This is a genomic window from Ruegeria sp. HKCCE4148 (genome assembly GCF_017872495.1).
Taxonomy (GTDB): Bacteria; Pseudomonadota; Alphaproteobacteria; order Rhodobacterales; family Rhodobacteraceae; genus Ruegeria.
Window position 1 is genome coordinate 38,116 of the sequence record NZ_JAEDOS010000012.1, and the last position, 12,070, is coordinate 50,185.

General features: G+C 54.2%; 10 protein-coding genes. 2 read left to right on the forward strand and 8 right to left on the reverse strand.

Annotation, left to right across the window (positions count from 1 at the left end; all coding sequences use genetic code 11):
• Positions 1-3 precede the first annotated feature (3 nt).
• The gene (locus tag I9187_RS19890) at positions 4-2,478 is read right to left on the reverse strand and encodes a CoA transferase (RefSeq protein ID WP_171181945.1); all 2,475 of its coding nucleotides are present in this window, start codon (positions 2,476-2,478) and stop codon (positions 4-6) included.
• A gap of 105 nt (positions 2,479-2,583) precedes the next feature.
• On the opposite strand from I9187_RS19890, the gene I9187_RS19895 reads away from it, so the two are divergent.
• Positions 2,584-3,522, forward strand: a complete 939-nt coding sequence (locus I9187_RS19895) for a helix-turn-helix domain-containing protein (RefSeq protein WP_171728054.1) — start codon at positions 2,584-2,586, stop codon at positions 3,520-3,522.
• A 213-nt stretch (positions 3,523-3,735) separates the two neighbouring features.
• Here I9187_RS19895 and I9187_RS19900 read toward each other — a convergent pair whose 3' ends face one another.
• Genes I9187_RS19900 through I9187_RS19910 form a run of 3 tightly spaced genes read right to left on the reverse strand, consistent with a single transcriptional unit; the run spans position 3,736 to position 5,271 of the window.
• On the reverse strand, positions 3,736-4,290 hold the full coding sequence (locus I9187_RS19900; RefSeq protein WP_171181949.1) for a CIA30 family protein: 555 nt from the start codon (positions 4,288-4,290) through the stop codon (positions 3,736-3,738).
• 11 nt (positions 4,291-4,301) lie between these two features.
• Positions 4,302-4,754: a TspO/MBR family protein gene (locus tag I9187_RS19905; protein ID WP_171181952.1), complete on the reverse strand. Its 453-nt coding sequence runs from the start codon at positions 4,752-4,754 to the stop codon at positions 4,302-4,304.
• A 13-nt stretch (positions 4,755-4,767) separates the two neighbouring features.
• Positions 4,768-5,271: an aggregation factor core gene (locus I9187_RS19910; RefSeq protein ID WP_209509871.1), complete on the reverse strand. Its 504-nt coding sequence runs from the start codon at positions 5,269-5,271 to the stop codon at positions 4,768-4,770.
• 302 nt (positions 5,272-5,573) lie between these two features.
• On the opposite strand from I9187_RS19910, the gene I9187_RS19915 reads away from it, so the two are divergent.
• Positions 5,574-6,161: a substrate binding domain-containing protein gene (locus I9187_RS19915; RefSeq protein ID WP_245223324.1), complete on the forward strand. Its 588-nt coding sequence runs from the start codon at positions 5,574-5,576 to the stop codon at positions 6,159-6,161.
• 198 nt (positions 6,162-6,359) lie between these two features.
• Here I9187_RS19915 and I9187_RS19920 read toward each other — a convergent pair whose 3' ends face one another.
• From I9187_RS19920 to I9187_RS19935, 4 genes are all read right to left on the reverse strand, one after another.
• Positions 6,360-7,265, reverse strand: coding sequence for a haloalkane dehalogenase (locus tag I9187_RS19920; RefSeq protein WP_171181804.1), 906 nt, complete (start codon positions 7,263-7,265; stop codon positions 6,360-6,362).
• Positions 7,266-7,521: 256 nt separating this feature from the next.
• Entirely contained in the window at positions 7,522-9,411 is a 1,890-nt protein-coding gene (locus I9187_RS19925) for an SLC13 family permease (protein WP_171181807.1), read from the reverse strand.
• 597 nt (positions 9,412-10,008) lie between these two features.
• Positions 10,009-10,554: a YdeI/OmpD-associated family protein gene (locus I9187_RS19930; RefSeq protein WP_171181809.1), complete on the reverse strand. Its 546-nt coding sequence runs from the start codon at positions 10,552-10,554 to the stop codon at positions 10,009-10,011.
• Between the two features lie 21 nt (positions 10,555-10,575).
• Positions 10,576-12,069, reverse strand: coding sequence for a cryptochrome/photolyase family protein (locus tag I9187_RS19935; protein ID WP_171181811.1), 1,494 nt, complete (start codon positions 12,067-12,069; stop codon positions 10,576-10,578).
• Position 12,070 lies beyond the last annotated feature (1 nt).

The window sequence follows — 12,070 nt, forward strand, 5'->3', positions numbered from 1 at the left end:
ATCCTATTCCGGCAGATATTTTTCGGACCAGCTTTCGCTTACTGTTCCAGCAGTGATCATTGCCTTGATCTGGTCGCCAGAGAAGCCGATTTCGTTCAGAATCCGACGTGTGTCGGATCCGTATTTGGGCATTGGCCCAGGGATCCCGATCGCCGCGCGCGCAGGACGAACCGCATTTGGCGCCACCAGATCACACCAGCGGCCCATCGGATGCTGGTTGTGTCGGATCACGCTAAAGGTATTCCCCGCCAGGTCGATTTGCCCCTCACTCTCAGGCTGCAAAACCGCATCGCGGGTTTCATGCAGCGATCGCAACGGCATTGCTGTGGCAGAACTTCCGGCAAAAGCCTGCGCCCAGTGAGCCGCGTCGTGAATTGCGAACCGGTCTGAAAGTGCTGCAACCATTTCTTCTTCAGGTATCTTGGCCAGGTCAGCCAGTTCCGGCACGCGCATCAGCGCGCCTCGTTCCTCGGTGGGGGCCGCAAAAAACATCCAATCATCTGCAGCCCGGTAGCAGTGATAAAACGGACCCCAGCCCAAGGCCTCGCGTCCTGAAGGTTCATCAAAAGGGGCACGGCCGTCAAAATCGTACATCAATTGCGCCTGTATTAGATTTCCCGCACCGGCCAGCGCAGCACGGGCAATGCCGCCTTTGCCGGTCTTTTCAAGCCGCAGAAGTGCCGCCCCCAGAGCTACGCAGGCACAGAACCCGGTCAATACGTCGATGGTTCCGAAGTGCGCGTGTTCTTCAGGCGTTTGCATACCACCGCCAAAACGCACCATGACCCCGGTCGCGGCCTGAGCCAGGTCATCGTAGCCCAGGTGATCAGATTTCGGACCGCGTGCTGGACCGCCAAAGGCGTCAAGCTGTACCAGAATCAGGCGCGGGTTGATGGCTGCAAGCTGCGTTTCACCCAAACCCAAGGCATCGCGCTGTTCGTCAGTGCCGTTCATGGTGATCACGTCTGATCTCTTGATCAGTTTGCGCAAGGCCACCTGCCCATCCTCTGAGCGCAGGTTCAACAGGACACTTTCCTTGCCGCGATGCGCATGCAAACCGAAAACGACAGTGTTCCAGGGATCAACCGAAGGTTCCACCGGCTGCACGGACGTCACTTGCGCTCCGAAGCGGGCCAGGGTCGATCCGATGGTCGGACCGGCGATTACGTTGGTCAGGTCCAGCACCTTCAACCCGTCGAGCCAGCCTCCCGCGCTGTCGCCGCCTTTTCCCGTCCGGGGAGCCTCAGCCAGGATGTCGGTCAAAGGGGCGCTATCTGAATCCGGCCCCGGACGTTTGACCAAGGCACCCTCATCTCCGGCCAACCACGCTACGTTCCCCATCTGCCGCATGGCACCATGGCGCGGGTCGTCGACCTCCAGCACCAAACCTGAGGCCAGCGCATGAGGATCCGCCAGCCATTCCCTGGTAAATCGTTGCGCCGTGGCTGGCGCCTTGGCCGCGCCAAACAGGACCTCCCATTCTTGCGAGGGCTTGGTCAGAAACGCAGCCTTCATGGCTGCTGACACGCGCGCCCGGTCCCGGTCGCCAACGGGGTAGTTGCGCAGGGACCAGTCATCCGGCCAGTCCACCGTATCCAGATAAGCATCGAAATCAGGCAACTCATCCGCCAGTTCTTTCAGGCCCAGCGTCTCCAACACCCGACGTGGATGTGTTTTGACGCTGCCCGCCACGACATAGAACCCACGCCCGTCCGCGCAGGTATAAGTGCGGTAGAACGGATCCAGGAACTCTTCCAGCTCACCAAAGCTGAGGTCCATGGACAGACCTTCGGCCGCACGCCGGTCAAGCTCTAACTCACGCGGGGATTTGTAACGTTCGGGGTAATCCTCGATCTGTTCACAGTTATAGACCAACCCCTCCAGCAGCGAAGAGGCCAGCGGAACCTCAATGTGCTCTCCTCCATTGCGGTTCCGGGCAAGCAGCGCAAATTGAACCGCCATTGCGCCGAATGCCGCCCCATAAGCCGAAGCAAGCGTCAGCGGAGTAAAGGACGGGTTGATCCCCATCAATCGCCGGTTCAGGCCCATATCAGTGAACTGCCCAGTACGCGCAGCGATTACGGCCTCCCAGGCTGGCAGATCTGCCAGAGCCGGGTCTGTCGAGGCGAAGCCTGGCAAGGACAGCGACACGATGCGCGGGTTGATTTCGCGCAGTGCCTCAGGCTCCAGACCCAACCGCTCCATCACACCGGGTCGGAAGTTTTCGATCACCACATCAGCGCGCGCGACCAGTTCGCGTGCCGTCCTCAGGTCCGCCTCGGTTTTCAGATCCAAAGTCACCGCAGTTTTCCCCCGCGACAGCATGTCGGTGGCGGGGTCCTTCAGCCGCGGCCCACCGGGCGGGTCGATGCGGATCACGTCAGCCCCCATATCGGCCAACATCATGCCGACCAAGGGACCAGCCAGATATTGGCCAAAATCAAGCACACGGATGTGGTCAAGGGGCCGTGTCGTCATATCAACCTATCTCCTTGTCGGGCTTCTAGCACTGAACTGACGTTACGATTGCGTTTCCGAAGCCGCCGAACCAATATTGCCAAAAAACGCGCGGATTCTGCCAAGATGGCTCCACTCACCATCACAGTTCTTTTGTCGGAGCGGTTCTCTAACATCGTCCTCGCCTGCCTGCTGGAACCTCTGCGTGTTGTGCGCGACAGCGGTGGGGCAGACATCCGGTGGACAATTCTGACGGTGAATGACGCGCCTGTGACCAGCTCAAGCGGCATTCGGGTTGCGCCAGACGACTGCCTTAAACACATGGAAGCGGCCAACCTGACGCTAATCGTAGGCGGGGATGACTTCCGCAAAGAGGCCGCAGAAAAACAACTCTCACGGCAGCTGCGCCCTCTGCTGCGGTCAGGAGTGGTGATCGGAGCAGACACTGGCGCATGGCTGATGGCAACCTTGGGGTTGCTTAACGGTCGACGGGCAACCATTCACTGGCAGCTCTTTGACGAGTTTTCTGAAAGCTTTCTGGCCACTGCGGTATCACCTGACCGGTTTGTGCAAGATGGGCGGTTTTGGACCTGTGGCAGTGCGGCAACCGCGCTTGATCTGATTCTGGAATTTATTACTGGCCACTTCGGGGCCGCCGCTGCGCAAGAGGCGGCGGCCATGTTCCTGCAGGACAACACAACTGCGCAACTTTCCGGCTCCGCGCTGCATGGGCTCCGCGCCTTCGGCTCCGAGAAGCTGCGTATGCTGTCCGCCAGGATGGCTGACACGCTGGAAAAACCCCTGCCTCTGGCCGAGCTTGCGGCCTGCGCCAACATGTCTGAACGCAGTCTGGCGCGCCTGTTCCACCAAGAACTCGGAGTGTCCCCTGGACGGCACTACCAGGCCATGCGCCTGACACGTGCGCGTGATCTGAGCACACACACCCGGCTGAGCATCGAGGAAATCGCCCTGCGCTGCGGCTTTTCTTCAGGCTCGGGGCTGCGCAGGGCATTTCAAAAGCAATATGGCCAGCCGATCCGAAGGAGAACCGGCAGCCCCCCGTAGCGGGCGTCCACGGCAGAGTCATTTCTGTGTTCAGGATCAGACATGGTCCTCGTTTGCGCTTGGCTGCTGGTAGAGTACGTTTGAATTGAGGTTGCGTCAAAACCACCAGCCTTGATTGGATGGCCGAGGTTTTCGCGAAATCAACGTCCTGAGACAAGACAACCTCAAGTTTCACAATGGCTGGCATCCGAGGTGAAACTAGGAACCTGACCTTCAGTAGAAACCAATCTCGCTGACATCTACGCGGGCCTCGTGATCGTGCCCGTAGGCTACAACTCCAACTGAAGTGATTTCGTCAGCAATGGGAGTAGCACGCAACATGGCACCTGAAGCCTTGAAACCTGACAGAGGTAAATGAACTTCGGTCCAATCGTCAGAAGTTGCGAACTCGGCCTGATAGTATTGCCACGGTAGCACTGTGCCACGCGTTCTGAGGTGAACAAAGTAATGTTCGCCGTTCCCCCGCACCAATAACCTGACACCTGATACACCATCATCCGGTCGATCAGACAACTTGCGTCGGAACTGGATGAAGCCCCCGTTATTTTCTGTACTCACGGTTCCGGTCAACCGTGCGAATGCAACATCACCTTCCGAACGAAACTGCACGTGCCCTGAAGAAACTCCTCCCATCACCGTGTCGGCAACGTAGTCCCAACGCGTCTCCGGAGACTTGGAGAAGTCTTCAGTCAGTTTTCCATCAGCCTGAGCCATTGTGCATCCGATGATAACAAGACCTGAAACAAGTCCAATGAAGTTGGCTCGCATATTGTTCCTTCTCAGTTCAGTAGCGCAATTGAAAGGTTCAGCGCCGTGGCAAATGCAACCCATGCGAAGTACGGCAGGAAGGCCAGCGCGGAGACACGATCAGAGTGCCTGACCCGAGCAATGAACGTGGCGATGACAGCCAACAACGCAACAATAACCACAAGGGCAAACCACGGCAGCTGCAGAACGAAAAAGGTTGGAGACCACAAAAAGTTAAGACCCATCTGCGCCCACCAAAGATTCATTGCGGTCGAGCTTCGGTCTGTTTCGAACTGACGCCAACCGACCATGGCAATCAATACATAAAGCACAGTCCAGACCAGGCCAAATATCCAATTTGGTGGATTGAAAGCCGGTTTAGAAAGCTGCGCGTACCATTCGTCAGGTGCAGTCAGTGTCCCAATCAGGATGCCGCCGCCCACCACAAGCGCAAGGAATGCTATGCGGATCAACCAGTTCGACATTGTAGGATAGCTTTCAGCAGTCCTTGGTCGTCACTTTAACAAATGCTTCGGAAGAGAAGATCGCAGTACTGGTCTCACCCTCATCGGTAAATGACACCGTGGCGCCTTCGATCTCTGACCCTGTTACGGTGATTTCGCGTTGCCCGATAGTGTCATCGACATCAATGGTAAAGGAGAGTTTGTCCCCGGCTGCGAGGGAGGCGATCTCAAGTTCAATTGCATCTTGCCCGTCCACGACCGCGGGAATTTGTCGCAAGGCATCCGCACCCTCAACGAATTCAAGCGGTTGGAAGACCTCTACACCCGCACCCTTTTCGGTAACGTCGAAAATCAAACGTCCGGCAGATTGCGACAAGTCAATTTTGACGGTCGAGGCTTCTACTTCGCAAGCTCCGACGTTTGTCAGAACAAAACGGTCTTTGGGTGCGCCTTCTATAAAGAGAATTTGTACACCAGCCTGAAGCGAAGTGGCTGCAAATAATCCAAAGGTCGCCGCAAGAATACTCTTCGGGAGCATATTTATCTCCTTGCTTAAAGGTTCTTGATAGATACGCTTCGACGGGTTTCTTGGATCAGACTTATGCCCTTAAGCTTTCGTGGTTCAGCCGACAAGACCTTTCGAAGTTCCATGCACCGCTGTCCTAAGGATTACGTCAAAACATGCCATTGTCATTCTCACTGTTTGCTGGAACTTCCTGAAGAACATCCCAGTGCTCGACAACCTTTCCTTCAGCATCCAGGCGAATGATATCGATCCCTGCGTACTCGAGACCATCGGGCCAGATTCGATGGCAATGCAGAATAAGCGCGCCGATTGACTTGGGACGGAGCATTGTTTCCAAGGTTATTGCCGAATTCACCCAAGAGAACCCTGCCATCTCAATCGAACTGTCCCTCTCAGACGGCTACGTCGACCTTGTAGGCCAGGGTTTTGACCTCGCCGTTCGCTTCGGCAACATCACAGACAGCTCGTTCAGATTGCGAAATCTAGGAAGCTACCAACGGTTCGTATGTGCATCCCCTAGTTACCTAACCTCATTTGGAACGCCTGAAAAACCAGAAGATCTATTAAACTACAACTGCTTGGTCATGAGGTTTGGCGACATGATCGACAACGTTTGGGAGTTTGGATCAGGACCAAATGCCCAGCGCGTATCAGTAAAAGGAAATCGAATAGTCAATGATGGTTCACTCATCCGCGATTGGGCGATTGCAGGCCATGGGGTCGTATTGAAGTCGGAGCTGGATGTCGGCGACGATGTTCGATCTGGCAGACTTGTTTCTGTCTTGCGCGACTTCCTCCCGCCGCCGAAACCTTTGCAAATGATGTTCCCGCCTAGCCGAGCCCAACCACGTCGCGTAACGGCCTTAGCTGAGCATATGCGCCGCAAATTTGGTGTGAGTTGAGGCCGCAAGGGAAGACATAAAATCGCTTCTGCGATTGGCTGCGCTGTTCAAGCCTGTCCTATCAAATTATTCGAAGAGGAACCTCTAAGGCGTGGTTCAGAAGAACCATCAGCAGCAGCCTTTTTGGACGGGAACTGTTGCAAAGTCGAACATCTTTCAAAGGCGACCATTCCGACGGATTGCAGCAACTGATAGCCGCTAGGTTTGCTCAATGAATCTCAAGGTCGCGTGTGCTAGCTCTGTGCCAGCATCTTCTTGAATGAAATGCCCCGCTTTAGGCACAACGATATGATTTTGACCAGATGCCCCAGGGATCGACTTTTGGAACATTTTGTCTACTCCTGCCATGACCCTATCGTCTTCTCCAAAAACAGTCAGAAACGGAGTGTTCAGAGTCTTGAGGGTTTCCCATGCGGCTCGGTTGGCTTCAGAAGCTGGGTTGTCGGGTTTGTCGGGCACCAACATTGGAAACTGCCGAGCGCCTGCCAAATAGCGTGAATCCGGGAACGGTGCGTTGTAGGCTGCAACCTCTTCGTCGGAAATCTTGGATGTTGTGCCGCCGAATACGATCCGGCCCGAATTAAATTCAGGCACAGATTGTGAGTATTCCCGCCATGAAAGAAATGCCTCGCCCAAGGGTGTGTCACCAGTGGGCAAGGCCGTGTTCGCCACAACCACACGTGAGAACCGCTCGGGCATACGCGCAACCAACCGCAAGCCTATGAGGCCGCCCCAGTCCTGGCAAACCAATGTGATGCCCGTCAGGTCAACTTTCCGCAACCACTCGGACATCCAGTCTACGTGGCGTTGGTAGGTGTAATCGGATCGCTCAGTTGGCTTGTCCGACCGTCCAAACCCAATCAAATCAGGAGCCAGAACTCGATGGCCCGCATCTTTGAATAACGGAATCATGCGCCGATACAAGAAGCACCAGGTTGGCTCTCCATGCATCAACAATACTGGCGGTGCCTGTGTCGGCCCCTCGTCCAAATAGTGCATTCGGAGACGACCGTCTTCGGTATCATCCACATCAAGATAGTGTGGGCCAAATGTGAAATCTGGCAACCCGTCAAACCGATGGCCCGGTGTACGAAGGAACTTCATAGTGAACTCTCCAAGAATGTCGACGGTCTTGGCAAAGTAACAATGATCGATAAAACAAAATCGGTCCAGTTCCCGCGTATATCGACTTCATGATTGTATGAGTTCGACGCTTTTCTTCGCTCCATCGCAGCAAACGTACTCATTGCGAAGGTCTCGTATCTTCTGCTCCAACACTAAAGTTTGGTCTCAAAAACCTCATTTATGAGTTCGCCTGAGTTGAAGCAGAGCAGATCTGTTCGGACCGCCGAGAGGCGGCTCAGAAGAAAAGGGCAAGCCCGGTCATTGAGACAACCAAGAAAAGGAGAGTCATGATTCCACCTGAGCGAACGAAATCGACCACCCGGTAGCCTGCTGGACCCATGATCAACGCGTTCACTTGGTGTGTTGGGATCAAAAACGAGTTGGACGTTGAAATTGCCACGGTGAGAGCAAATACAGCCGGGTTACCACCCGCCGATACGGCAATAGAAACTGCTAGCGGCACCAGCAGAACAGTTGCACCTACGTTGGACATGACCAGCGTAAACGCCGTTGCCAAAACGGCGATTCCTGCTTGCAGCGACCATATCGGCCACCCTTGAAGGAGGGCCAACACATGCGCTGCAATCCAATCCGCTGTGCCGGTGTTTTGAACTGCCTGGCCCAACGGGATCAGCGAAGCGAGTAGAAAAACTGTACTCCAACTAATCGACTCGTAGGCTTCGTCAATCGAGAGCACCCGGCTCAATACCATCCCAATAGCGCCGATCAACAGGCACAATGACAAGCGCAGATCAGAGAACAGAATTAAGCTTAACGCTATTAGGAAGAAGGCGAGCGCCCATCCGACCTTGTGTGGCCGTAGCTCTTCCTGGGGAAAATCCGAAGTTACAACGACAAAATCCCTGTCCGACTTCAACCGTGTCAGGCGGTCCCACTGCACGTGAACCACACACGTATCACCGGACTGCAAAGGGACTTGCCCGATATGCGTTGCAGCATGATCTTCGGTTTCAACGTGGCTCAGTGTTTCTTCACCACGCTGAATGGCTAACAAAGACAAACCGTGTGTCTGACGCAGGCGCAGATCAATCGGAGTTTGGCCAATAACCGATGAACCGGGCGGGATAACAACCTCAGCCACGCCCGATTGGGTCGCGGCGAAATCATCCGCAAAGACATCTAGTTGGGGAAGTATCTCTAAGCCGTAAGGCTCAGCGAACTGTTGCGCAACCACCCGGCGCAGGCCAAGTACTGCAAGCCGCGCTGGCGCTTCGATCTTGGTATCAGCCATCGGCGCGATGACCTTGTGGCCGCGATAGGATGTGCCAAGAATGTACATGTTATGGGCGACCATTAAATCCGCAAGCGTTTGCCCGATGATGATCGAGCCTTCAGGGACACGTATTTCGAACATATCGGCCCTAAGCCCGTAGGTGTTTTCGACATAGGTCTGCATGGACCGAGCCGAGCTTGCGTCTTCTCCACGCTCCCGCTGCGCTGGAAGGACCCAACGACCAAAAAGCACAAAGTAAAGCACCCCCGTCAGCACCAGCATCACACCGATAGGCGTGACTGAAAACAACCCAAATGTCTCCATTTGTTGGTCAGCCGGAAGGGATGAATTTGCCGATACAATCAGGTCATTCAACAGGATAAGAGGCGACGACCCGACTAAGGTGATCGTACCACCCAGTATTGCGCAAAACCCCATGGGCATCAGCAACCTACTCATCGGGATTTCCGTACGTGCCGAGATGCGGCTAACAACAGGCAGAAAAAGCGCAGCAGCTCCAACGTTCTGCATGAAGGAGCTTATGACACCAACCGTTGTTGATGTTATGGGAATTATCCGAGCCTCAGTCGTGCCACCATTCTTGAGGATCAAGGCCGCGACCTTTGACATCAGTCCAGTCTTATCAAGCCCAGCCCCAATTACCATTACTGCGATGATGGACATCACGGCGTTCGAGGAAAAACCTTCAAAGAGCTTGGAGATATCGGCTAAATTACCTAGCCCCGGCAGATAGCTCAGTGCGCCAAGCAGTACCATTACAAGAATTGCTGCAACATCGATCCGTATAATCTCGGTAACAAAAAGAAAGACCGTAAAAGACAATAGACTCAGTACGGCTATCATTTCGTAGGTCAGTGTTGGTAATTCCATGTCGTACCCTCCAACCTGAAATTACCTGACTAGCAGTGAATACGAAGGACCAGCTCCGCGCAGCAGATAAGGCCAAAATCCATCAGGCCGGCTCACGCAGCTCGTTTTTTCGGACGTGGTATCTGGTGAAACCTGGATTTCGCCAACCAAAAGAGACGCTGATGACAAACTCATAAGCCTCTCTTAGACGTCGCAATGCGAAATGAACTTTCACTATTGCTCGATTGTAAACACATAAATTTGCCGTGTCGTCATCATTCATTTTCAATCAATTTTCTTGCTAAATCGGGTAGGCTTTGTGAAAGCCGCCACGAAAACGGGTGCTAGAACAAACGCTGCCAAGACTCAGAAAACATGACGCAAGCCGACGAACGCATCATCGCGACCAACGTCCACTTCTATGATTGACATCTCCGCCAAGCCTCCAGGTGAGTAGGCTTCGAACTTGGACTGTGGTTCTGCAAATACGAAAGTACATTGCGTAAGCAAACGGCGACTTCCGAGGCGGCTGATCTAAACCATAATTTTGGCTGCATTGCTCCGTTTCGATACGAAAGCTCAAGCTCCGATTGGGAACCCAGAACAGACCTGACGGCGCTACATTTGCTGCATTCTTTCACCAGCGTGCGTGGTTGCGACCGTCTTATTGATCCGCCTTTGGCGCGTTGTTGGGTTCTTTGCGACCTTAATCCACCGCAGGACGTTGCGTCGGTAAGACGGGGGCAATTGCTCCCATTTATCTAGGTCCAATTCAACTGATAAATCATCTGGAACGATCAGGGCATCGACGTCGTCAAAAAAATTCCAAAGCCCGAACGCTTTACTGGCTTGTATAGAAGCCTCTCCTGCGGGGTGCATTAAGCCGTTTTGCCTGAGGCGCTCTGCTCTGTCCTTGTAACTTTTAGACCACGCTTGTTGTTTTCGCGGGCTGATAAGTTGCGCCGTCCGGTCTTTGTCGACTGTAAATCGTCTTCCATCAATCCAACCATGCGCAATAAGCGCATCCAGCACCTCGTCCCGACTGACATATTTCTGTGGATGTGCGGCCTTCCACGTGATCAGTCGGACGCTCTCACGCTGGGCAAAATGCGTGCTTAGCCAGTCCCAAAGCTGATCACTGGATGCGACCTCAATATCCGTCATGCGCCACTATAGAGTTCATGCTCATTCCATCCGTCCCAGAAAGGCTTCAGCCGTCGATACATGCTTGGTTTTGACCTCTGGCGACATGCGCTCAGCCGTACGGCACATCATCGCCCAGCGGGGATTGCCAGCCAGTATATCGCTGTGTTTCAGGATAAAGCGCCAATATAGACCGTCCCATATATCGGCCCAGGGCCCCTTGCCCCAATGGCTCATTTTGCGAACATAGTTTGAACCCGAAAAGTACGGCTTGGTGGTGATCAACCCGCCATCGGCATGCTGGCTCATCGCGTAGGCATTGGGAACCATAACCCAATCATAGCTGTCGACGAACATTTCCATGAACCAGCGATAGACATCGTTGGGATCAATCTCGCACAGAAACATGAAACCGCCCAGAACCATGAGACGTTCAATATGGTGGCAATACCCTGTCCTAAGCACCCTTTTGATTGTGTCGTCTAGCGGATCAATGCCAGTGGTTCCGTCGTAGAATGCGCGGGGTATGGCGCGGTGATGACCCCAATGATTTGTCGTACGCATCGGTACACCCAGGCTTTCATATGTCGCGCGCATAAACTCACGCCAGCCAATGATCTGGCGGATGAAACCTTCTACTGAATTCAGGGGAATGCCCTTGCGATCCGCATGCGCCAAGGCAGCATCCAAAACTTGTCTTGGTGTCAGCAATCCAATGTTCAAAGCAGGCGTGAGAACGGCATGCCACAGCCAGTTTTCGCCCTCAACAATGGCATCTTCATAGTCGCCAAAGTGATTGAACCGCCGTTCCAGAAACTGCGCCAGCCAATCGGACGCAGCTTTGTGCGATGTCGGATAATACAACTTATCCAAGCTGCCCAGTGCATCTGGAAACTCAGCAAGAACACTTGCTTTTGCGGCTTCATCAACGGCGTCATGGGCGGGCCAATCGATCCAAGGCAGGCTGCCCAACAGCGCCTTGGGCACTTTTTTGCGGTTTTCCTCGTCAAAGCTCCATTGTCCGCCAGTTGGTTGATCGCCGTCCATCAAAACATTCAAGCGGCGGCGTTGGCTTTCGTAGAACTCTGCCATGAACCAGCGTTTGCGACTGGCAGACCAATCCAGATTGTCGGCTTGAGTGTTCAAAAAGCCGGGCGATGGCAGGATATCGAGCGTGATATTGGTTTTGCCAGCCGCTGCCCGTAAGCGTTTTTCTGCAATGAAGTCTACCGGATCAGCCATGACTATTCTGCTGACACTGCGGTCACGCAGACTTTGAAACAGGCGCAGGCATGCTCCCGATTGCCGCTCAAAGGGCCAAATCGCTGCATCAAATCCTCTGGCGACCAAGCTATCGCGATAGCGCGCCATAGAGGCACGGTGCAACCACAGCTTTTGCTTGTGCATCTTGGCCGGATAACACGCATCGCCAAAAAACAGCGGGTCTTCAAAAAGAACAACAGTGTCTGGGCGGGCGACCAGACCCGGGTGTTGCGCAAACAATTGATTGGGAAGCAGAAGAGCGGCAGTGGACACG